At 74.8% G+C, this 21,954-nt stretch carries 14 protein-coding genes and 1 pseudogene; 8 read left to right on the top strand and 7 right to left on the bottom strand.

The window, feature by feature from the left end; all coding sequences use genetic code 11:
• Window positions 1–4 precede the first annotated feature (4 nt).
• The 4 genes from CP973_RS16970 to CP973_RS16955 all read right to left on the bottom strand — a co-directional run bounded on the left by CP973_RS16970 (window position 5) and on the right by CP973_RS16955 (window position 6,988).
• Window positions 5–2,404: a penicillin acylase family protein gene (locus tag CP973_RS16970; RefSeq protein WP_150241594.1), complete on the bottom strand. Its 2,400-nt coding sequence runs from the start codon at window positions 2,402–2,404 to the stop codon at window positions 5–7.
• A gap of 48 nt (window positions 2,405–2,452) precedes the next feature.
• The gene (locus CP973_RS16965) at window positions 2,453–3,289 is read right to left on the bottom strand and encodes an SDR family NAD(P)-dependent oxidoreductase (protein WP_150241592.1); all 837 of its coding nucleotides are present in this window, start codon (window positions 3,287–3,289) and stop codon (window positions 2,453–2,455) included.
• A gap of 59 nt (window positions 3,290–3,348) precedes the next feature.
• A complete protein-coding gene (locus tag CP973_RS16960) occupies window positions 3,349–4,554 on the bottom strand; it encodes a M20 family metallopeptidase (protein WP_244409547.1) in 1,206 nt (401 codons plus the stop codon).
• Window positions 4,555–4,744: 190 nt separating this feature from the next.
• Window positions 4,745–6,988, bottom strand: a complete 2,244-nt coding sequence (locus tag CP973_RS16955) for an ArnT family glycosyltransferase (RefSeq protein WP_150241588.1) — start codon at window positions 6,986–6,988, stop codon at window positions 4,745–4,747.
• 876 nt (window positions 6,989–7,864) lie between these two features.
• Between CP973_RS16955 and CP973_RS16950 the strand changes: the two genes are divergently transcribed.
• Window positions 7,865–8,353: a glutathione peroxidase gene (locus CP973_RS16950; protein ID WP_150241586.1), complete on the top strand. Its 489-nt coding sequence runs from the start codon at window positions 7,865–7,867 to the stop codon at window positions 8,351–8,353.
• Between the two features lie 130 nt (window positions 8,354–8,483).
• On the opposite strand, the gene CP973_RS16945 is transcribed toward CP973_RS16950, so the two are convergent.
• Window positions 8,484–8,975, bottom strand: coding sequence for an STAS domain-containing protein (locus CP973_RS16945; protein WP_150241584.1), 492 nt, complete (start codon window positions 8,973–8,975; stop codon window positions 8,484–8,486).
• A 691-nt stretch (window positions 8,976–9,666) separates the two neighbouring features.
• On the opposite strand from CP973_RS16945, the pseudogene CP973_RS16940 reads away from it, so the two are divergent.
• Window positions 9,667–11,342, top strand: a pseudogene (locus CP973_RS16940) (GAF domain-containing protein).
• Between the two features lie 74 nt (window positions 11,343–11,416).
• Here CP973_RS16940 and CP973_RS16935 read toward each other — a convergent pair.
• On the bottom strand, window positions 11,417–12,745 hold the full coding sequence (locus CP973_RS16935; RefSeq protein ID WP_150241581.1) for an SLC13 family permease: 1,329 nt from the start codon (window positions 12,743–12,745) through the stop codon (window positions 11,417–11,419).
• A 119-nt stretch (window positions 12,746–12,864) separates the two neighbouring features.
• On the opposite strand from CP973_RS16935, the gene CP973_RS16930 reads away from it, so the two are divergent.
• Together CP973_RS16930 and CP973_RS16925 are read left to right on the top strand one after the other, a co-directional pair.
• The gene (locus tag CP973_RS16930; protein WP_150241579.1) at window positions 12,865–13,413 is read left to right on the top strand and encodes a GNAT family N-acetyltransferase; all 549 of its coding nucleotides are present in this window, start codon (window positions 12,865–12,867) and stop codon (window positions 13,411–13,413) included.
• A 145-nt stretch (window positions 13,414–13,558) separates the two neighbouring features.
• The gene (locus CP973_RS16925) at window positions 13,559–14,914 is read left to right on the top strand and encodes an NAD(P)/FAD-dependent oxidoreductase (protein ID WP_150241577.1); all 1,356 of its coding nucleotides are present in this window, start codon (window positions 13,559–13,561) and stop codon (window positions 14,912–14,914) included.
• 60 nt (window positions 14,915–14,974) lie between these two features.
• Here the strand turns inward: CP973_RS16925 and CP973_RS16920 are convergent, their stop codons facing one another.
• Window positions 14,975–15,415, bottom strand: coding sequence for an ArsR/SmtB family transcription factor (locus CP973_RS16920; protein WP_244409546.1), 441 nt, complete (start codon window positions 15,413–15,415; stop codon window positions 14,975–14,977).
• Window positions 15,416–15,510: 95 nt separating this feature from the next.
• Between CP973_RS16920 and CP973_RS16915 the strand changes: the two genes are divergently transcribed.
• From CP973_RS16915 to lnt, 4 genes are all read left to right on the top strand, one after another.
• Entirely contained in the window at window positions 15,511–17,544 is a 2,034-nt protein-coding gene (locus CP973_RS16915; protein WP_150241575.1) for a heavy metal translocating P-type ATPase, read from the top strand.
• A gap of 216 nt (window positions 17,545–17,760) precedes the next feature.
• Window positions 17,761–19,677 (top strand): ABC transporter ATP-binding protein, encoded by a 1,917-nt coding sequence (locus CP973_RS16910; RefSeq protein WP_150241573.1) that lies wholly within the window; start codon window positions 17,761–17,763, stop codon window positions 19,675–19,677.
• A gap of 100 nt (window positions 19,678–19,777) precedes the next feature.
• A complete protein-coding gene (locus CP973_RS16905) occupies window positions 19,778–20,275 on the top strand; it encodes a nuclear transport factor 2 family protein (RefSeq protein WP_150241571.1) in 498 nt (165 codons plus the stop codon).
• An 81-nt stretch (window positions 20,276–20,356) separates the two neighbouring features.
• On the top strand, window positions 20,357–21,952 hold the full coding sequence (lnt, locus tag CP973_RS16900) for an apolipoprotein N-acyltransferase (protein ID WP_150241569.1): 1,596 nt from the start codon (window positions 20,357–20,359) through the stop codon (window positions 21,950–21,952).
• Window positions 21,953–21,954 lie beyond the last annotated feature (2 nt).

Here is a 21,954-nt window from a genome sequence, read left to right as displayed (position 1 = left end):
TGAATCACGGTTTTCCGGGCGGCGGGCCCCCGGCGGGCCGCAAGGTGATCATGTGGGTGGTGTGCCGTTCGACCGCGGCGCGGCCGTACAGCAGCGGAAAGGCGCGGTCCGCGGCCCAGTCCGCGAACAGGTCGCGGTAGTGCGGGCTGCCCGGCACACCGGACTGGCCGGGCGCGTTCATGGCCACCGAGGCGTCCCAGTCGCCGACGTCGATCACCAGCCGGAAGGTCGCCCCGCCGGCCTGCCGGAAGTCCGGACCGTACGACGTGGCGCCCACCGTGTCGCCGCTGCCGCCGCGCGGCGCGGGCCCGGCCCGGGTCCAGTCCGGGGCCCGCTCCCCCAGCCACGCGGCGAGCGGATGCCGTGGTTCCGCCCGGTGCAGCGCTCCCCAGGTCCAGCGGGCGCGGTCCGGCCCCAGCAGCCTCCCGAGTTCGGTGAGCGCGCCGGGGAGGGAGCCGAGGACGGCCGTGCGCACGGCGCGGTCCGGGTCGGGGCCGAGCCGGTCGCCGGGCGCGCGCAGCAGGCCGAGCTCGGCCCGCGGGTCGGTGGTGGCGGCTTCGCCGGCGGGCAGGACGCGTGCCAGGGCCGCGGCGCGCCGGTCCGGCGGCAGCAGGCGGGCCAGCGCCCGTTCCAGCAGGGCCGGGCGCAGGTGACGCCGGTACCAGACCTCGAAGAGCGCGGCGGGTACGGAGTCGGGCGTCAGCCGCGCGTCCCAGGCGCGCAGCCGGTCCAGCGCCCACGCCACGGCCGGATCGTCGCTGGTCAGGCCGGTCAGCAGCGGCAGGACGCGGCGGGCGGCCGGGCTGGTGCAGTCGGTCTGGAGGCGGACGCAGTCCGCGACGGTCCAGCCGGTGCGGGCGTCCAGCTCGGCGGCGATGCGGTCGTGGCGGGCGGGTGCGTACCAGTCGTAGGTGATCGTCCGCCGGGCGTTCGGGTAGCCGGGCGGGAGGTTCATCTCGTTGGCCGTGGCGAACCAGCCCCGGTCGGGGTCGCGTACGGACGGCAGCGTGTCCGCGGGGTGGAAACCGGCCCACTCGTAGCGGCCGTCGCCGGGCACGGGCAGGGTGCCGTCCCAGTTCGGCCGGGCGGGGACGCGGCCGGCGGGCTGCCATCCGATGGTGCCGTCGGGGGCCGCGTAGACCTGGTTCTCGCCGGGCGCGCCCCAGCGGCGCAGCGCGGCCACGAAGGCGTCGGGTCCCTCCGCCGTCAGGTACTCCGTACTGCCCAGGTACGGGGCCATGCCCGGGCCGAGCCAGGCGGCCCGTACGGCGAAGGCCGTGCCGCGCTCCGGGTCCTCGTGGATCACCGGCCCGTGCCGGGTGAACCACAGCTCGACGGTGACCGGCCGCCCGTCGCGCACCGGGACCGTCTCGGTGACGCGGGTCATCGGCTCCCAGCGGCCGTCGTAGCGGTACTCGCGGGGCGCGTCCGGGTTGGTGCGGTAGACGTACAGGTCCTCCTGGTCGATGGGGAAGATGGTCAGTCCGAAGGCGATCCGGCCGTTGTGGCCGATGGAGATGCCGGGCAGCGCGGGCTCGCCCGCGCCGATGGCGTCGATGCCGGGAGCCGTCAGGTGCGCGAGGTAGCGCAGCGCGGGCAGGGTGACGGCGCGGTGCGGATCGTTGGCCAGCAGGGGCCGGCCGGTGGCGGTACGGGACGGGGCGATCACCCAGTTGTTGCTGCCGTCCGGGCCCTGGCGCGGACCGCCGTCCTCCCACGGCGCGGTGGTGGCCAGCCGGTAGACCCGCAGCACGTCGTCGGGGATGAGGGACAGGTCCAGGCCCTCCGGTACGCGCAAGGTGTGCGCGGGTTCCCGGGCGCGGCGCAGGTCCTCGACGGCGGGGCCGTGGTCGCGCAGGGTCAGCGCGCGGGCGACCTCCTGCTCCAGGTTGTAGTAGAGGCCGTGGCTGCGGATGCGGGCCACGTCGGCGGGCTCCCAGTAGGCGGGCCGGTGACCGAGCAGCGCGAACTCGGGCGGCAGCTGGGCCGGGTCGGCGCGGCAGAGCGCCACGAACGCGTTGACGCCGCGCACGAAGGCGCTGATGATGCGCTCCGTACGAGGTCCGTAGGCGGCCCATTCGGCGGCCATGTCGCCGCGGTACAGGAAGAGCCGGGCCGCCCGGTCGTGTTCGAGGCAGCTCTCGCCGAACACCTCGGAGAGCAGACCGAGGCCGCGGCGCCGCCACAGGTCGATCTGGAAGAGGCGGTCCCGGGCGGCGTTGAAGCCCTGGGCGAGGAACAGGTCGTCCTGAGAGGCGGCGTACAGGTGCGGCACGCCCCAGCGGTCGACGCGGATCTCGACGGGGGCGGCCAGGCCGGGGACGTCGTAGAGGGTGTGGTCGGAGGTGGCGTGATCGGAGGTCGCGTGGTCGGGGGTGGTGCCGTCGTGGCTGTGCGGTGGCATGTGGCTCCGTGGGGGTCGCGTTCGTGCCGTGCGCCGGGCCGGCCGTCCTCAGAGCGACGGATCGAACCGGCCGTCCACCGCCGTCCAGCCGCCGTCGACCGTCAGCACGCTGCCGGTGACGAAGGTGGACGCGTCGGACAGGAGGTAGACCACGGCGCCCGCGATCTCGTCGGCGCGGGCCCAGCGGCGCAGCGCGGACGCCTGGGCGTACGCGTCGTACCAGTGCGGATCGGCGGCGATCTGGTCGGTGAGCGGGGTACGGACCACACCGGGCGCCACCGCGTTGAACCGGACGCCGCGCGGCCCCCACTCCGCCGCGGCCGTCCGCAGGAACTGCACCAGCCCGGCCTTCGAGGCGGCGTACACGCTCTGCCCCGGCTCGACCTGGAAGGCGCGCATGGAGGCGAGGCCGACCACGCTGCCCCGGCCCCGCTCGGCCATGGCGGGGGCGACGGCCCGCACGAGGGTGAAGGCGGCCCGCAGGTTGAGGCCGATGACCCGGTCGAACTCGGCGGCGGTGTAGTCGGCGATCCGCTTGCGCACATTGACGCCGGTGGTGACGACCAGCCCGTCCAGCGCTCCCCACCGGTCCGCCGCGGCCCGTACCGCGTCCTCGTCCAGCACGTCGAGGGGGCAGGCGGTCGCGGTGCCGGTGCGGCTGCCGGGGGCCGGGGGCTCGGCGGCAGCGGCCTCCGCTGCCGCCGCGGCACCGGCCGCGTCCAGGTCGGCGACGATCACTTCGGCGCCGTGCGCGGCCAGGGCGCGTACCGCCTCCCGGCCGATGCCCCCGGCGCCGCCCACCACCGCGACGCGCCGCCCGTCCAGGCGGAACAGCTTCGCGTACTCGACCGCCCGGCCGGCTCCGTGCTCCGTCGCGTGCTCCATCGCCTGCTCCTTCGCCTGCTCCTGCGACCGATGCGTCCGGCTTCCGCGTCCCGCCGCCGTCATGCGCCGGCGCCTTCGCGGCGGGCGCCGCCGCCGTCGAGGAAGTGCCGGGCCGCCGCGGCGTACACCCGGGCGTACTCGCCGATCTCCCGCACCTCGACGTACTCGTCCTTCTGGTGGGCGATCCATTTGCCGCCCGGCCCGTAGACGACGGTCGGCAGGCCCGCGTCGCGGGTCAGTATCGTCCCGTCGGTCGTGCCGGGGACCGCGCCGAAGGCCGGTGCGCTGCCGTGCACCTGCCGGTGACCGGCCACCAGCGCCGTGACGACCGGGTGGCCGGCGTCGGTCTCGATGGCCGGCCGGTCGTCCACGACGGTCAGCGCGACGGTCACGCCCACACCCGCCGCGGCGTCCTCGGCCGCCTGCCGCAGGTGGCCGATCAGCTCGGCGTGGTCGGTGCCGGGGACCGTCCGCACGTCGATGCCGACGACCGCCCGGGCGGGGATGACGTTGAGCTGGTCGGGGTCGCCGCCGTGCAGCACCGTCGGGGTGACGGTGACCGTTCCGGCGTGCGGATGGGTCCCGTACCGGCGTACGGCCCACTCCTCCGCCCCGGCGAGCGCGGCGACGATGCGCGCGGCGGCGACGAGCGGGTTACGGCCCTCCTGGGGCATCGCGCCGTGCGCCATCACCCCGTGCAGCGCGAGCCGGAGGCGGATGCCGCCGCGGGCCGAGGTGCACACCTCGTAGCCCTCCGGCTCGCAGACGATGACGCCGTCCACCCCGGCGGCCGCCGGGGACGCGGCGAACGCCTTGGCGCCCAGCATCAGGCCCTCCTCGTCGCACAGCACGCCGACGACGATCCGGCCGGGGAAGGGACCGGCCTGCTGGAGCGCCCGTACGCCGTAGATCATGGCCGCGACGCCGGACTTCATGTCGGCGGCGCCCCGGCCCCACAGCCTGCCGTCGCGGATCTGCGCGCCGTACGGATCGACGGACCAGGTCTCCGGGTCGCCCTCGGTGACCACGTCCGTGTGCCCCTCGAACATCAGGGTGCGGCCCGGTCCGCCGCCGCCCTCGACGACCGCGACGACATTGGGGCGGCCGGGCACCACCTCGGTCACCTCGTGCGGCCAGCCGAACGCGGTGAAGAGGCGGGAGACGAGGTCGGCGGCGGGCTGTTCGACGGCGGTGGCACCGGCCGCGTTGACCGTCCGCAGCCGGATCAGGTCCCGCGCGAAGGCCACGGCGGCCGGTTCGTCCACGCGCACGGCACCCTCCAACGCCCCGCGTCCGAGGCCGCGGGATCGGTCTGCCCGGACGGTCCTCCGTACTGTGCTGGCATGCTCGCGCACGGGTCAAGAGGGGCACGGCGGGGCAAGCGGGGGGAATACCGGTCGGTCCCGCGCGCCCTCCGGAGATGTCGGCCGGGCCCGCGCGCCCTCCCGATACCGGTCAGTTCCGCGCGTCCTCAGGAGAGCAGCGGTAGAGGCTCTGGTTCGCGCCGCCCCCTGCCTGCGGCTGCCGGGTTCCGGCTTGCGGCTGTCCGGATCCGGCTTGCGACGGCCCGGTTCCGGTGCGCGGTCCCGACCCGTTCGCCTTGCCCGCCCCGGCCCCCGTCTCCCCGCCGTACGCCGACGGATCGACCTTCTCGCACGCCGAGCGGACCCACCGGTTGATCCGTGCCGTCTGCGACGTGCCGGCCGTGCTGCGGTCGCCGACGAGCGCGAAGCGCAGCTTCCCGGACGCGACCAGCCGCCGGTACGTCTCCAGGGTCACCGGCTCGGTCCCGGCCGCGAACCCGCCGAGCGGCAGGACGGCGGCACCGCCGAGGCGGATGTACGGCTCGGCGGAGAGCAGCGCGGCGGAGAAGGTGTACTCGGCGGTTCCCTTGCGCCGTTCCACGTAGTCGAGGATCTTGCGCTGGGTGTCCGTCAGGTGCGCGGGGGTGCCGATGGTCGTGTCCTGCGGGCCCGCGGAGGCCGAGTGGGCCGAGCCGGTGTACCGCGGGTCCAGTACGGACAGCGACCAGGTGGCGGGGGCGGCCGCCATCGTGAGGCAGCCCGCGATGAGCCCGGCGGTCCCGATACGGCGAAGGTGTACGCCTTGTTTGGCGCTTGACGGTGTGTCAGCGGGCTTCGGTCCGCTTCCCTCATGGCGGGCGCGTACGGCCCCGTACACCAGCAGACCGAGCGAGGCGAGCGCGGCCACGACGATCAGGGGGATCAGCCACGGCACCCAGTCGGCATGGCCGGAGACGAGGTGAACCGCCCAGGCCGCCTGCACCGCGACGGTGCCGGGCAGCGCCCACGCCCGGAGCCCTCCGGGCCGGGCCGCGGCGCCGGTCCCCGCCCCCGTCCCCGTCCCCTTGCGGTAGGCGCGCCACAAGGTGACGACTCCGGCGGCGGACAGCGCGGCGAGGCCGGGCGCCAGGGCGGACATGTACGTGGCATGCGGGACGTTGATGGCGCTCATGACCGCGGCCGCCGTCAGCAGCCAGCCGCCCCACAGGAGATAGCCGCCGCGCACCGGGTCCGTACGGGGCTGTTTGCGGCGGGTGACGAGGCCGAGGACGAGTGCGCACAGCGCGAGCGGGAAGAGCCACCCGATCTGCTGCGTGAGCGGCGCGCGGAAGAGCTTGAGCCAGCCGGTGGTGGGGGCGCCCACCGCCAGTTGCGACCCGTCGCCGCCGGCCGTCGGCCGACCGGACGTCCCGGCACCGGACTTGGCATCCGTCTGGGCGCCGCCCTGGGTGCCGGCCTGAGCACCGCCGCCCCGCACCGCGCCGCCCTGACCCGTGGCCGCGCCCGCCTGCACGCTGTTGGCGGCGTCCATGTTCCAGCCCGCGCCGAGCCGGTCGAAGCCGTTGTAGCCGAACACCATCGACAGGGCGCTGTTGTTCCGCGAGCCGTCCACGTACGGCCGTGAGTCCTGCGGTACGACGGTCATCAGCAGGACCCAGGAGAGCGAGACCGCGCACAGCACGGCGCCCGCGGTCAGCAGGTGGCCCAGCCGCTTGCGCAGCGTCGCCGGGGAGACCACGAAGTACGCGACGGCCATGGCCGGCACGATGATCCACGCCTGCATCATCGCCGCCTGGAAGGCCAGCCCCACCCAGACCGCCGCCAGCAGCAACGGCCGCAGCCGGCCGCTGACCATCGCCCGCGCGCCCTGGTCGGCCGCCAGCACCAGGCACATCGTCAGCGGCGCCTCCAGGAGCGCGTGCCCGAACATCGACGCCACCACCGGGGTGAGCGTCAGCGCGCCGGCCGCGAGCAGCCCGGCCGCCGGGCCGCGCCAGCGCCGTACGGTGCGGTGGACGACCAGCACGGAGACGACGCCCTCGACGCACTGCGGGAGCGTGAGCGCCCAGTTGCTGAAGCCGAAGATCCGCGCGGACAGCGCCTGCGGCCACAGGAATCCGCCGGCCTTGTCCAGGGTGACCGTGGAACCGGGGTCGAAGGAGGTGAACAGGAACGCCTTCCAGCTCTCCGACATGCTGCGGACGGCGGCGGCGTAGTAGCCGGCGTAGTCGCTGTCGGCGATGTTCCACGCGTACAGCAGGGCCGCGAGTGCGGCGATGCCCAGCAGCGCGGGCCGCTCCCAGCGCGGCCGGCCCGCGGGCGTGTGCCAGAACCGCCAGCGGGCGTGCGGAGATCGGAGCGCGGGGGGCCGGTCCACGAAGGTTGTGGCGGACATGGAGTCTCTCCCGTGAACGGTGGGTGGTAGGGGCACCGCAGGGCGACGGTGGGTGCCCGGCCCGGGCGGTCCCGGGCCGGTACCGGTGTTCGGGGGATCGGCGCGTCACCGGCGGCGTCGGCAACGGAACAGCGGGGCTTCCCGCGGGAAAGCGCGACTTCCTGTGGAGAAACGGCACTTCCCGTGGGGAAAAGGTGCGTACGTCCATGGCTCCGATGCCGCCGCGAGCATGCCGATCCACCGTGTCACGCGAAGATGAGAGAAACATGAAGCCAGGAAGCGGAATGGCGAATCCTGCTTCGTCCAGGGCTTTTCCGGTCAATCCCCCGGGCGGGAATCGGCGACCGGCCCGACCAGGAATTCTCCCCGCGCAGGAACGCTTCTCCCGAAGCCCTGCCGCCCGTGACCACCGGCCGCGACCTGCGCTTCCGTCCACACGTCGGCTTCCGGCCGGGCGGCCGGTTGGCCCACACCCGCACGTCAGCAGCCGTTACCCGGCGACCGCACCTCGGGCCCGCCCGGCGAAAGGCCGTACAGAGCATGGCCGATACCGGCCCCTCACAGGAGGTGAATACTTCACGCACAGGAATTTCACAGCCAAGTTATCCCCCGCGTGCCGAATAACCAGTTGGACAGGTGCGGGAAGGACGGATCGGCGCGCCGTGCCAACAGACCGGGGGCTTCGGACCGAAGACGCGGAACTCGCGATCCGCGCGGTTCCGGAGCGGCGGAGCGGCGGAGCAGAGCTTCGTTCCGGCGCGGTCCGGCATGCCGGACCGGCGTGCGGCCGGGAAGAACACCCGCGTGGATGATGTTGTCCGCTGCGAAGTCCATCCGCACGTCCGCGACAGCGGTCCCGTAACGAGGAGCCCGAGCGTGAGCCTGTACGACATCCCCCTGCGCACCCTGAACGGCGAGCCCGCCTCGCTGGCCGACCACCGGGGCAAGGCCCTCCTGGTGGTCAACGTGGCGTCCCGGTGCGGCCTGACGCCGCAGTACTCGGGCCTGGAGCGGCTCCAGCAGCAGTACGCCGACCGCGGCTTCAGCGTCCTGGGCTTCCCCAGCAACCAGTTCGCGGGCCAGGAGCCGGGCAGCGCCGAGGAGATCGCCACGTTCTGCTCGACCACGTACGGGGTCAGCTTCCCGCTGTTCGAGAAGACGGACGTCAACGGCCCGGACCGGCATCCGCTGTACGAGGAGCTCACCCGCACCCCCGACAGCGTGGGAGAGGCCGGTGATGTGCAGTGGAACTTCGAGAAGTTCCTCATCGGCGCCGACGGCACGGTGGTGGGGCGGTTCCGGCCCCGGACCGAGCCGGAGGCGGCGGAGCTGACGGAGGCGATCGAGGCGGCGCTGCCGAACTGAGGCGCGCGGCCGGGGCGGCGCCGCCAGGCCCGGGGCGGCACCGCCGGGCTCGGGACGGCACCGCCAGGCCCGGGACGGCACCGCCAAGCCCGGGACGGCCGGAGCCCGGCCCGGCCTGCCTGACGCTCCGTCAGGCGACGGCGCTGTCCGTGGGGGCGCCCGGAGTGGCCGGGTGCCCCGGGCCCTCGGCGTGCGGACGGGTGCACGGGCAGCCGTTCTCCGCCCGAAGGTCCGCACCGGCCTCGCCGACGAGGCCGAACACCGGGTCGGCGCCCGGGTCGGCGCCCGGGTCGAGGCAGAGGTCGAAGGTGGACAGCAGGCCGGTCAGCCGCAGCAGCCGCAGCACGCTCGGGCTCTCGGCGACTCCGGCCAGACGCAGCCGGCCCGCCTTGACCTGCGTACGCCGCCGGGCGCGGCACAGCATGGAGATGCCGCAGCAGTCGATGAACGTCACGCCCCGCACGTCCAGCACGAGATCGGGGTGGCCGCTACCGGTGATCTCGTCGAGCCGCAGCCCCAGCGCGGTCGCCGCGAGGATGTCCACTTCGCCACCCAGTTCCACCACCGTGGTCGCGCCCACCACGCGCTCCCGGCTCGTGAAGCTCCATCCCTGTTCCACCATTGCCTGTCCCCACCTCCGTGCCCGGGCGCGTACTGCCGTCGCACGCTGACGGTGGAGACGTACGGAAGTTGGGGGACTCGCCCGGTGCGGCCCGGGCGGCGACGACCACCGTCGGCGTTCGGCATCCGCGCGGCGCCAGCCTCCGGCGGGGTCCGGGTCGTCGGCTGTGCCCTTACGTGTCTACGGCTTACCCGCTGGCACCGGCGTCAGTCCGGACGGCACATACGTAAAGAAGTTGTCTCAAACTCAGGTCATCGGGGCGGCCGGTGGACATGCCCGCCCGTGGAGCGCGCGCATGTGACAGCGGTCATGTCATCCGGCACGGGACCGATGCGCCGGTCACCGGGCGGGACGGCGGCGAATCCGGCGGCGGCCGGGGCGGAACGGCACGGTACCGCCCCCCGCTCCGGCCCTGCGTGTCGGCCGAAAGACCGAGCGGTTTCCGGCCAGCACTTATTCTTTTCCTACGCACTCCTTGGGTAGCGTCTGCGTGCCCGGCCCCGCCAATCGGTCACAAGTTCCTGCATTTGGACGAACTAGACTCAAATTCGCCAATCAGTCACCAGGAGCGCGTTACGGACACGTGACCGTCCCCCGGCCCCGTACGGCGCCCCCGGCACACGGCCGCGGAGTGCGGCGCGCGGTGCCGGGCGGAGCAGCGACGCGAGAGAACAGGGCGAACGCCGGACCGATGCCGCACCATCCGCACTGCCATGACCCCGCCGCGCCGCACGCGTCCGGCCACCCCGCGGAGGGGACCGCGCGGAGCCTGCGCGACCTCCCCGACAGCCTTCTCCCCCGGCTCCCGCAACTCCTCGAAGCCATGGTCACGGTCGGTGCCGACCTCGACCTGCCGGGCGCGATGCGCCGCGTCGCGGACACCGCAGCGGCCCTGACCTCCGCCCGGTACGCCGCCGTCGGCCTGCTCGACGAGGACGGCGTCGCGCTGTGCGACCTGATCGCCCACGGCGTCTCCCCGAGGACGAGCGCCGGATCGGCCGCCTCCCGGAGCGCAGCCGGATCATCGGCGCGCTGCTGCACGGCACCGAAGCCGTCCGCATCGCCGATGTCACCCGGGACCCGCGCGCCTGCGGCCACCTGCCGCCCGGACATCCGCCGATACGTTCCTTCCTCGGTGTGCCCATCCGGGCCCACGGCGAACGGTTCGGGACCCTCTACCTCGCGGACAAGCGGGACGGCGCGGAGTTCGACGCCGAGGACCTGCATCTGGTGCGGGTGCTGGCCACCGAGGCCGGCATCGCCATGAGCAACGCCCGGCTGTACGCGGCGGCCCGGCAGCGCCGCCGCTGGATCGACGGCGCCGCGTCCGTCACGACCGCGCTGCTGGCCGGGCCCACGTCCGGCACGGCCCCCGGGGACGCGGTCGCGGTCGTCGCCGAGCGGGGCCGGGAGCTGGCCGAGGCGGTGACCGGGGCGGTCCTGCTGCCGCACTCCGAAGGCGGCATGGAGGTCGCGGCGCTCGCCACGGTCCTGCCGGACCCGGTCCGCGACGAGGCGTACCGGGGCGTGATCCCGCCGGAGAGCCCGGTCGTCCACCAGATACGCGCCGGGCTGGCCGTCCACTCGGACGACTTCGCCGCCGACCCGCGTTCGGTCTCCCCGCTCGCCCGCCACTACGGCCCGGCCATGCTGCTGCCGCTGCGCAGCGAGACGGGGGCCCACCCGGCCGGAGGCTGGGGGAAGGTGCTGGGCGCGCTCGCGCTGTGCCGGGCCCCCGGCGGGCGGCGCTTCACCTCCTCCGAACGCACTCTGGCGGCGCAGTTCGCCGGGCAGGCCGCGCTCGCGCTCGTCCTGGCGGGCGCGCAGCGCGACCGCGAACGGCTGGCCGTCTACGAGGACCGCGACCGCATCGCCCGCGACCTCCACGATCTCGTCATACAGCGCCTGTTCGCGACCGGGATGCTCCTGGAGGGCACCCAGCGCCGGACGGTGGTGCCCGAGGTGCGGGAGGGGCTGGGCATGGCCGTGGACGAACTGGACGCGACGATCCAGGAGATACGCACCGCGATCATCGCCCTGCAACAGGGTCCGGTCGACACACCGGCGGGCCTGCGCACCCGCGTCCTCCGGGAGGCCGGTGCCGCGGCCCCCGGCCTGGGCGTCCGGCCGTCGGTCCGGTTCGTCGGCCCGGTGGACGCACGGGTCGGCGAGGCGAGCGGCGACGCACTGGTCGAGGAGTTGCGGGCGGCCCTCACACACGCGTGCCGGCAGCGGGAGACGCCGGCACCGCACCGTATCGACGTGGTGGTCGACGCGACGGCCGTCCTCGGTGACGGCCGGGCGGGGGTACGGCTGACCGTGACGGCGGACGGTGCCGAGGTGGCGGGCTGGGAAGGGGCGCTGTAGGGCGGGGCCGCCCTGGGCACGCACCAGGAACCGATTGCCACCGGGGACCGATTGCCACCAGGGCCCGATGACCGCTAGGACCCGATGACCTGCAACGCCCCCCACAGCGCCAGCGTCGACAGGACCAGGCCCGCCGGTACGGTCAGCAGGCCGAGCCGGGTGAAGGTGCCCACGTCCGGCGCGTTGCCGCGGTCGTGGAGGGTGCGCCGCCACAGGAGTGTGGCCAGCGAGCCGACGTACGTCAGGTTCGGGCCGAGGTTGACGCCGATCAGTACCGCGAGGACGGGACCGGCGCCGCCGTGCGCCGCGACCGGCAGCAGCGCCAGTACCGCGGGCAGGTTGTTGATGACGTTGGCGAGCAGCGCGGCGGACGCGGCCACGCCGAGGAGGGCGGGCAGTGAGGCCCCCTCGGGCAGCAGCCGGTCGACGGCGTCGCCGAGACCGTTGTCCACGACCGCCTGCACCACGATGCCCAGGGCCAGCACGAAGAGGCAGAAGTACGGTTTGGCCGCGCCCACGACACCGGTCACGGTGGTCTCCCGGCGCGCGAGCGCGCGTATCCCGAGGACCAGTACGCCGGCCAGGGCCGCCCAGGCGGGGTTCAGCCCGGCGAACGAGGTGACCACGAACCCGGCGAGGGTGAGCGAGAGGACCACGAGCGCGAAGACGGGCAGCGGCGGCGGCTCCGCGGGCATGCCGTCCTCGCCCCCGCTCGGTTCCTCGCCCCCGCTCGGTTCCCCGTCCCGGTCCGTGCCCGTACGCGGCGCCCCGTCCCCGGCCCCCTCCCGCAGTTCCGCCCCGAAGAACCGCCGGAACACCACGTACTCGAAGACCACCGCCACGACCCACGGCAGCGCCATCAGGGCAGCGAAGCGGGTGAAGGACAGCCCGGCGGCGCCGAGCGCCAGCAGGTTGGTGAGGTTGGAGACGGGCAGCAGCAGCGAGGCGGAGTTCGCCAGGTGGGCGCACGCGTAGAGGTGGGGCCGGGCGCGGGCGCCGGCGTGCGCGGCGGTGGCCACGATGACCGGCGTCAGCAGCACCACCGTCGCGTCCAGGCTGAGCACCGCGGTGACCGCGGCGGCGAGCACGAAGACACCGGCCAGCAGCAGCCGCGGCCGCCCCGCACAGCGCCGCGCCAGGGCCGCGCCGGCCGCCTCGAAGAGCCCTTCCCGGGCGCACAGATGCGCCAGCACCAGCACGGCGGCCAGGAAGCCGACGACCGGCAGCAGCGTATGGACCTGCTGCCAGGCGGCGGACGGCGACACCGCGCCGGCCACCACGAGCAGGCCCGCCGCCGGCACGGCCACCACCGCCTCGGGAGCGCCGCCCGGCCTCCGTACGGCGAAGACCAGGACGCAGACCAGCAGCAGGAGGGAGACGGTCTCGGCGACGGCGGTGCTCACCCCCGCAAACTACAGGGGCCGGTCCGCGGCCGGAGATCGCCCCGTTTAGGGTGGATTCGTGCCGCCTCGGAGGTGTCCCTCCACCCGTGCCCCGCTCTCCTCCGGAAGGAGCCCCGGCCATGTCCGCCCCGCCCCCGCACGACCCCGGGATCACCCTGCGCCCGCTGCGGCCCGAGCACCTTCCGGCCGTGCTGGAGCTGGGCTCGCGTGTCTACGACACCGACGCCATGCCGTACACCGGCTGGTCGCTGACCGCCGTCGCCACCCACCTGGACGCGTCCGTGCCCGCGTGCCGGGTCGCCCTGGCCGGTGAGCGGCTCGCCGGGTTCGTGCTCGGCTCGATGACCTTCGAGCAGCGCGAGGACTGGGGCTATCTGGAGTGGATCGCGGTGGACCCGGAGTTCCAGGGGCGCGGGGTGGCCGGCCGGCTGGTCGAGGAGTGCTGCACGGCGCTGACCGCGGCGGGCGCCTCTTCCGTGATCACCGATGTCGAGGTGGGCAACACCGCGTCGGCCGCGCTGATGCGCCGCAACGGCTTCACCGAGGGCGTCACCGTCACCCTCTTCGTACGGCCCGGCACCGGCGCGGCCCCGCACCGCGGCGGCATCTCCCTGCCGCACTTCGCCCGCACCGGGCGCCCCCGGCCCACCCACCGCGACAGCCGCTGATCCGGCGGGCGGTGCGGACGGGCCGCCCGCCCCGGTTTCTCACCCGGTCGCAGGAAGCACCCGGCGGGCGCGGTGGCGGGCCGCGCCGCCGCGTGTGAGCGTGGCCGGGAGCCGACACAGCTGCCGACAGAGGCGAGGACGCGTCATGGAACGACCCAGAGTCCTGATCGTGGGCGGTGGCTTCGCCGGAGTGGAGTGCGCGCGGGGCCTGGAGCACGGCCTGTCCGCGGAGACGGCCGAGATCGTGCTCGTCACGCCCAACAACTACGAGCTGTACCTGCCGCTGCTGCCGCACGTCGCCGCCGGCGTGGTCACCCCGCAGTCGATCGCCCCCTCCCTGCGGCGGATCCTGCGCCGGACGCGCCTGGTGCCCGGCGGGGTGATCGGCATCGACACCGCGGCGAAGGTCTGCGTCGTACGGCTGATCACGGGTGAGATCACGGACGTGCGCTACGACCGCCTGGTGCTGACGCCGGGCAGCATCACCCGCACCTTCGACATCCCCGGGCTGACGGAGTACGCGCGGGGCATGAAGACGCTGGCCGAGGCCGCGTACATCCGGGACCACGTCATCGCCCAGCTCGACATCGCCGCGGCCTCGACGGACCCGGAGGAGCGGGCGGCGCGGCTCCAGTTCGTCGTCGTGGGCGGCGGCTACGCGGGCACCGAGACGGTCGCCTACCTCCAGCGGCTGACCAGCGCGGCCGCGAAGCGCTACCCGCGGCTGGACCCGACCCAGATCAAGTGGCACCTCATCGACATCGCACCGAAGCTGATGCCGGAACTGGGCGAGCGGCTCGGCCAGAAGGCGCTGGAGCTGATGCGGCGGCGCGGCACGGAGGTGTCGCTCGGTGTCTCGGTCGCCGAAGTGACCGAGGACTGCGTGGAGTTCACGGACGGGCGGGTGCTGCCGTGCCGGACGCTGATCTGGACCGCGGGCGTGGCGGCCTCCCCGCTCATCGGCACGCTCGGCGCGGAGACCGTGCGGGGCCGGCTCATCGTGGACGCCGACCTGACCGTACCGGGCATGCCGGACGTGCTGGCCTGCGGTGACGCGGCGGCCGTACCGGACCTGGAGAAGGGCGCGGGCGCGGTCTGCCCGCCCACCGCGCAGCACGCCTCGCGGCAGGGCAAGCACGCCGCCCGCAACATCATCGCCGGGCTGCGCGGGGCGCCGCGCACGGCGTACCGGCACAAGGACCTCGGCCTGGTCGTGGACCTCGGCGGCATCGACGCGGTGTCCAAGCCGCTGGGGTACGAGCTGACCGGGCTGCCCGCCCAGGTGGCGGCGCGCGGCTACCATCTGCTGGCGCTGCGCACCGGTGTCGCCAGGTTCCGCACCGTCGCGAACTGGCTGATCAACGCCACCGCCGGGGACGACTTCGTACGCACCGGCTTCCAGGCCGAGAAGCCCGCGACGCTGCGGGACTTCGAGCGGACCGATGTGTATCTGTCGCAGGAGGACGTGCGGGAGCGGCTGGCGGCGCACGGCACGGGGTGAGCGCCGGCGCGTACGCGGGCAGGTGAGGCGCCGGGCGGCGGCCGGGAAGTCCCGCGCGGGTCAGCGGCCGAGGGGTTTCGCCTCGGCGCGGGCCCCGGCGCGGGCTCGGGCGGCCGCACCGGCCTCGTCGGCCTCTTCCGCCTCCGCCGTGTCGGGCAGGTCGCGGGCGCCGAGCCGCAGGTGCTCGATGTGGTAGACGGCCTCGTCGAGGAGCTGGGCGACATGGGTGTCGTACAGGCTGTAGACGATCCGGCGGCCCCGGCGGGAGCCGGTGACCAGGCCCAGCGCCCGCAGCAGCCGCAGCTGGTGGGAGACCGCTGACTGCTCCATGCCGACCGCGTCGGCCAGCTCGCCCACCGGGCAGGGCCCCTGCCGCAGCCGGGTGAGGATCATCAGCCGCGACGGCGTGGCCAGCGCCTGAAGGGTGGCGGCGATGGTCGCGGCGGCGTCCGCGTCCAGATGCGCTGCCGGTGTGGTCCTGCCGTCGACTCCGTGTCCCATACGCCTCATCGTATCTTCGGCAATACTTGAAGACGTCTTCATGTATTCGGTTATGGTGTGCGGGTCCCGTCCCCTCCCCCGCCCCGAGGTACCGCATGACGTCCACGTCCAGTCACGGCCGTACGCACCCGGCACCGACCGCGCCGGCCGACGCGTCCACCCGCAGCACACCGGCCCCGGCGCCACCGCCTCCCCCGCGCCGCGGCCGGCTCCTCGCCCTGCCCGAGGTGCGCTGGGCCGCCCTCGCCGCGCTCACCTTCCTGTCGGCCTTCCCCCTCGACCTGATGGGCGCCCCGGCCTGGACATGGGGGCCGCTCTACGCGGTGTGCTACGCGGCCGGCGGCTGGGAGCCCGGCCTCGCGGGGCTGCGCGCGCTGCGCGAACGGACCCTGGACGTCGATCTGCTGATGGTCGTGGCGGCGGTCGGCGCGGCGGCGATCGGACAGTTCCCGGACGGCGGCCTGCTGATCGTGATCTTCGCGGTCTCGGGCGCGCTGGAGGCCCTGGCCACCCGGCGCACCGAGGACTCCGTGCGCGGCCTGCTCGACCTCGCGCCCTCCACCGCCGTACGGCTGACGGCCGACGGCCGGGAGGAGACCGTCGAGGCGGCCGCGCTACGGGTGGGCGAGACCGTCCTCGTACGCCCCGGGGAGCGGCTGCCCGCCGACGGCACCGTGCTGGACGGCGCGAGCGAGGTGGACCAGGCCACCATCACGGGTGAGCCGCTGCCGGTGGACAGGACGGCGGGCGACGAGGTGTTCGCCGGGACGCTGAACGGCACCGGAGCGCTGCGGATACGGGTCGGCAAGGACGCTTCGGAATCGGCGCTCGCCCGGATCGTGGCGATGGTCGAGGAGGCGGGCCGGACCAAGGCGCCCACCCAGGTCTTCATCGAGAAGGTGGAACAGCGCTACTCCGCCGTGGTGGTGCTGGTGACCCTGGCGCTGTTCGCGCTGCCGCTGCTGCTCGGCGCGGACTTCACCGCGACCCTGCTGCGGGCCATGACCTTCATGATCGTGGCGTCGCCGTGCGCGGTCGTGCTGGCCACCATGCCGCCGCTGCTGTCCGCCATCGCCACCGCCGGACGGCACGGCGTCCTGGTCAAGTCGGCCGTGGCGATGGAGGCGCTGGGCGCGGTGACGCGGGTGGCGATGGACAAGACCGGCACGCTCACCGAAGGCGCGCCGCGGGTCGCGGGGGTGCGCCCGCTGGGCGGCGCGGACGAACGGCGGGTGCTCGCGCTCGCCGCCGCGGCGGAGCTGCCCAGCGAACACCCGCTGGCCCGCGCCGTGATCGCCGCCGCACGGGAACGCGGACTGCGCGTGTCCGGCGCGCGGGAGTTCTCGTCCGTGCCGGGGCGGGGTGTGCGGGCCGTGGTGGAGGGGCGCGTCGTACAGGTCGGCAGTGCGGCGGCGCTGCTGAGCGCGGGGGCGCCCGGGAGCACCGACGGGCTTGCCGAGGAGCTGGTGCGCGAGGCGCGCGCCGGCGCGGAGGAGGTGGCGGCCGCCGGTCACACCGCGGTGGCCGTCCTGGTGGACGCCCGGCCCGTCGCCGTACTGGCCCTCACCGACCGGCTGCGCCCCGGCGCTCCCGGGGCGGTGGCCCGGCTGCACCGCCTGACCGGCACCGACGTGACCCTGCTGACCGGCGACCACGCGCGGGCCGCCGCCCGTACGGCCGAGGAGTGCGGCATCACGGACGTACGGGCCGGCCTGCTGCCGCAGGACAAGGTGGCCGCGGTCCGCGCCTGGCAGGACCGCGGGGAGAAGGTGCTGGTGGTCGGCGACGGCGTGAACGACGCGCCCGCGCTGGCCGCCGCCCACAGCGGCGTCGCCATGGGCCGGGTGGGCTCCGACCTGGCACTGGAGACGGCCGACGCGGTCGTGGTGCGCGACGAGACCGGGGCGGTGCCCACCGTCGTCGCGCTCTCGCGCCGGGCGCGCCGGCTGGTGGTGCAGAACCTGGTCATCGCATCGGTGTGCATCGGCGCGCTGGTCACCTGGGACCTCGCCGGACACCTGCCGCTGCCGCTGGGCGTACTGGGACACGAGGGTTCGACCGTCCTGGTCGGCCTCAACGGGCTACGGCTGCTGCGCACCACGGCCTGGCGACGGGCCGAGGCGGCCTGAGGCGGCCTGAGGAGTGCGGGCGCCCGGCGTACGTGCGTGCGCGCCGGGCGCGCCCCCCGACACCCCCGTACGCCCGCCCCGCCGCCCACCCCCGGCGCGCCGACAAGGGAATCCGTTGACCTCAACATTGGTTGAGGTCATAGCTTCTGGCATGTCGCCGGGCAGCACGGCCCGCGCACCTCACTCATGCCGACCACGCCGCCCCGGAGGACCGCGATGGACATGGAAGTCACCGCCTGGCATTCGCTGCACAGCACCATGAACGCGCAGCGCGACCGGCGCCCGTTCTCCCGCGCGACACTGCGGCGCATCGTCGCCTTCGCGCGGCCGCACCGCCACGCGCTGGCCTGGTTCCTGGTGCTGAGCACACTGACCGCGATGCTCGCGGTGGCCACACCGGTGCTCGCCGGCCGGGTGGTCGACGGCATCGTGGGCGGCGCGGCGTCCGGCACCGTCCTCGCGCTCTCCGGGCTGATCGCCGTCATCGCGGTGGCGGAGGCGGGGCTGGGCCTGCTGGCCCGCCGGCTGTCGGCGGGGCTCGGCGAGGGCCTGATCCTCGATCTGCGGACCACCGTCTACGACCACGTGCAGCGGATGCCGGTCGCCTTCTTCACCCGTACCCGTACGGGAGCCCTGGTCAGCCGTCTGAACAACGATGTGATCGGCGCGCAGCGGGCGTTCAGCGACACGCTGTCCAGCGTGGTCGGCAACATCGTGACACTGCTGCTGACACTCGTGGTGATGCTGAGCCTGTCGTGGCAGATCACGCTGATCGCGCTGGTGCTGCTGCCGGTGTTCGTACTGCCCGCGCGCCGGGTCGGCCGGCGGCTGGCCGGGCTGCGGCGGGAGGCGGCCGACCACAACGCCGCGATGGGCACCCAGATGACCGAGCGGTTCTCCGCGCCGGGCGCCACCCTCATCAAGCTGTTCGGCCGCCCGGCGCGCGAGTCGGCGGAGTTCGCGGCGCGGGCCCGGCGGGTGCGCGACATCGGGGTGCGCACCGCCATGGTCCAGACGTACTTCGTCACCGCGCTCACCCTCGTGTCCGCCCTCGCGCTGGCCGTCGTCTACGGACTCGGCGGCTTCCTGGCGCTGCGCGGCCACCTCGAAGCGGGCTCCATCGTGTCGCTCGCCCTGCTGCTGACCCGCCTGTACGCGCCGCTGACGGCGCTGTCGGGCGCGCACACCGAGGTGATGAGCGCGCTGGTCAGCTTCGAGCGGGTCTTCGAGGTGCTGGACCTCAAGCCGCTGATCGAGGAGAAGCCGGACGCCCGCGCGGTGCCGGACGGACCGGTCTCGGTGGAGTTCGACTCCGTGCGCTTCGGCTACCCGGCCGCCGACAAGGTCTCCCTGGCCTCCCTCGAAGAGGTCGCGACCCTGGACACCCGGGGCGGCGCCGAGGTGCTGCACGACGTGTCCTTCCGCGCCGAACCGGGACGGATGGTCGCCCTGGTCGGCTCCTCGGGCGCCGGCAAGTCGACCATCGCGCAGCTGCTGCCGCGGCTGTACGACGTGGACGCCGGCGCGGTGCGGCTCGGCGGCGTGGACGTACGCGACCTGACCGCCGACTCGATCCGCGAGACGCTCGGCATGGTGACCCAGGACGGTCATCTCTTCCACGACACGATCCGCGAGAACCTCCTGCTGGCCCGGCCGGAGGCGGGCGAGGAGGACCTGTGGGACGCGCTGCGCCGCTCCCGTCTGGACGGCCTGATCGCCTCGCTGCCGGACGGCCTGGACACGGTGGTCGGCGAGCGCGGCTACCGGCTCTCCGGCGGTGAGCGGCAGCGGCTGACCATCGCCCGCCTGCTGCTGGCCCGGCCGCGGGTGGTGATCCTGGACGAGGCCACCGCCCACCTGGACAACACCTCCGAGGCGGCGGTCCAGGAGGCGCTGACCGAGGCCCTGGAGGGCCGTACGTCCGTGGTGATCGCCCACCGGCTGTCGACCGTACGGGCCGCCGATCTGATCCTGGTGGTCGAGGACGGCCGGATCGTCGAACGCGGCACCCACGACGCGCTGCTCGCGGCGGGCGGGCGGTACGAGGAGCTGTACCGTACCCAGTTCGAGCAGGCCGAGGCCTCCGGAGAAGGCGCCGTCCGGGACGCGGCGGAGCCGACCGCGGCACGCTGACCGGCCGTACCACCCGCGGGCCCCCGTCTCCGGGCGGGGGCCCGCGGCCGTGCCCGCCCGTCCCCTTGGCGCCGCCCCGCGCATGCCGAACACTGAGGCGATGACCCAGCGCGTGGAACACACCACTGTCATGGACCGCCTCGCCATCGACGACCTGGTCACCGGCTACGCGATCGCCGTGGACGACGGCGACTGGGCCGCCTACCGGGCCCTGTTCGTTCCCGGGGGGCAGGTCGACTACCGCTCGGCGGGCGGCATCGCGGGCAGCGCCGACGCCGTCGCGGACTGGCTCGCCGAGATGATGCGGCGCTTCCCCGTACGCCAGCACCTGATCGTCAACCGGCGCATCGGCATCGCGCTGCGCGACGGCGGCGCGCCCGGCGACACGGCCACCGTGCAGGCCGACTACCTGAACCCGATGCACCTCGCGGGCCCGCACGACGCCCCGCCCGGCCCGTCCGGAGGGGCGTCGGCCGCTCCGAACTACACCTGCGCCGGACGCTACGTCTTCGCCGCCCGCCGCGCCGCCGAGGGCTGGCGGCTGACCGAGGTCGTCGTCCACGAGAAGTGGCGCCAACTGCTTCCGGCGCACACCTGACGGGCCTCCGCTGTCCATGATCGGCCGACGCGCGCACACTGGTGCTGCGTTCCGACGGAGGGTCCCGAAGGAGGAGACGGCATGCAGGTGTCGCCCGACGGCCGGTGGGAAGCGGGCCCGGGGAGGGTGCGCGAAGGGCGGGGCCGCGGACTCCCGTCGGCCGTCCGGAGGGCGGGGCTCACGTCGCCCTGGGGACGCGGCGCCGCGGCGGTCGTGTCCGGAGCGCTGCCCGCGCTCGCGTTCCCGGCGCCCGCCCTGTGGTGGCTGGCCCACGTCGCCCTCGTCCCGTGGATCCTGCTGACGCGCTCGGCCCGGACGAACCGCCGCGCGGCGCTGGACGGCTGGCTCGGCGGCGCGGGCTTCATACTGGCCGTCCACCACTGGCTGCTGCCGAGCCTGCATGTGTTCATCCTCGTGCTGGCCGCGCTGCTCGGCCTGTTGTGGGCGCCCTGGGGTCTGCTCGTACGGGTGCTGCTGCACGGCACGCCGGGCGCGGCCCGGTGCGCGGCGGCCCTCGTCCTCGTACCATCCGGCTGGCTGATGGTCGAACTGGTCAGGTCCTGGGAGTACTTGGGCGGTCCGTGGGGGCTGCTGGGCGCCAGCCAGTGGCAGGTGCCGCCCGCGCTGCGGCTCGCCTCGCTCGGCGGGGTGTGGCTGCTGAGCCTGCTCCTCGTGTCGGTGAACACCGCGCTCGCCGTGCTCGTCGCGGTGCCGCGGGCCCGCGTCGCGGCCGTGGCGGGCCTCCTCGTGTGCGCGGCCGGCGGCGCCGCGGCGTGGCTGTGGGCGCCGGTGCCGCGGCCGGCCGGCGCGGTCCGCGTCGGCCTCGTCCAGCCGGGAGTGATCGTGGGCCCGGAACCGCGGATAGCGCGCGGCGAGGAGCTGACCCGCTCACTGGCCGGACGCGGCGTCCGGCTGGTGGTCTGGGGCGAGAGCAGCGTCAACCGCGACCTGACCCGGCATCCGGCCATGTCGGACCGTCTCGCCGCGCTCTCCCGGGACGTGGGCGCCGACCTCCTGGTGAACGTCGACGGCCGGCACGCCGGCCGGCCCGGCATCTACAAGAGTTCGGTCCTGGTCGGCCCGCGCGGCGCGACCGGCCACCGCTACGACAAGATGCGCCTGGTCCCGTTCGGCGAGTACATCCCGCTGCGCTCCGTCCTGGGCTGGGCGACGCACGTCGGCAAGGCAGCCGACCAGAACCGGATGCGCGGCACCCGGCAGGTGCTGGTGCCGGTCGGCTCGGCGGGCGGACTGCGCGTGGGGCCGCTGGTCTGCTTCGAGTCGGCGTTCCCCGACCTGAGCCGCCAACTGGTGCGGGACGGCGCGCAGTTGCTGGTCGCGCAGTCCTCCACCTCGACCTTCCAGGGCAGCTGGGCACCCCGGCAGCACGCCTCGCTGGCCGCGCTGCGGGCCGCCGAGACCTGGCGGCCGATGGCGCACGCCACGCTGACCGGGGTCAGCGCGGTGTACGGGCCGCGGGGCGAACCGGTGGGCGGCCGGCTGGGCACCGAGCGGGGCGCGGCGGCCGTGTACGACATCCCGCTGGCCGGGGGCACCAGCCCGTACGTGCGCTTCGGCGACTGGGCCCTGTACGGCGCGATGTCGGCGCTCGGCGCGTACGTGGTCGTGGCGGGGGCGCGGGCCCTGCGGTCCCGGCGAGCGGCGAAGGGCCGGTAGGC

Source organism: Streptomyces albofaciens JCM 4342 (genome assembly GCF_008634025.1).
In the GTDB taxonomy this organism is placed as follows: Bacteria; Actinomycetota; Actinomycetes; order Streptomycetales; family Streptomycetaceae; genus Streptomyces; species Streptomyces albofaciens.
The sequence above is the reverse complement of the archived record's forward strand: the minus strand, read 5'-3'. Positions and strand labels throughout refer to the sequence as shown.

Coding starts and splice junctions, on each gene's coding strand:
- CP973_RS16970 (WP_150241594.1), bottom strand. CDS start 2,404: ATGCCACCGCACAGCCACGACGGCACCACCCCCGACCACGCGACCTCC.
- CP973_RS16965 (WP_150241592.1), bottom strand. CDS start 3,289: ATGGAGCACGCGACGGAGCACGGAGCCGGCCGGGCGGTCGAGTACGCG.
- CP973_RS16955 (WP_150241588.1), bottom strand. CDS start 6,988: ATGTCCGCCACAACCTTCGTGGACCGGCCCCCCGCGCTCCGATCTCCG.
- CP973_RS16945 (WP_150241584.1), bottom strand. CDS start 8,975: ATGGTGGAACAGGGATGGAGCTTCACGAGCCGGGAGCGCGTGGTGGGC.
- CP973_RS16930 (WP_150241579.1), top strand. CDS start 12,865: ATGTCCGCCCCGCCCCCGCACGACCCCGGGATCACCCTGCGCCCGCTG.
- CP973_RS16925 (WP_150241577.1), top strand. CDS start 13,559: ATGGAACGACCCAGAGTCCTGATCGTGGGCGGTGGCTTCGCCGGAGTG.
- CP973_RS16920 (WP_244409546.1), bottom strand. CDS start 15,415: ATGGGACACGGAGTCGACGGCAGGACCACACCGGCAGCGCATCTGGAC.
- CP973_RS16915 (WP_150241575.1), top strand. CDS start 15,511: ATGACGTCCACGTCCAGTCACGGCCGTACGCACCCGGCACCGACCGCG.
- CP973_RS16910 (WP_150241573.1), top strand. CDS start 17,761: ATGGACATGGAAGTCACCGCCTGGCATTCGCTGCACAGCACCATGAAC.
- CP973_RS16905 (WP_150241571.1), top strand. CDS start 19,778: ATGACCCAGCGCGTGGAACACACCACTGTCATGGACCGCCTCGCCATC.
- lnt (WP_150241569.1), top strand. CDS start 20,357: ATGCAGGTGTCGCCCGACGGCCGGTGGGAAGCGGGCCCGGGGAGGGTG.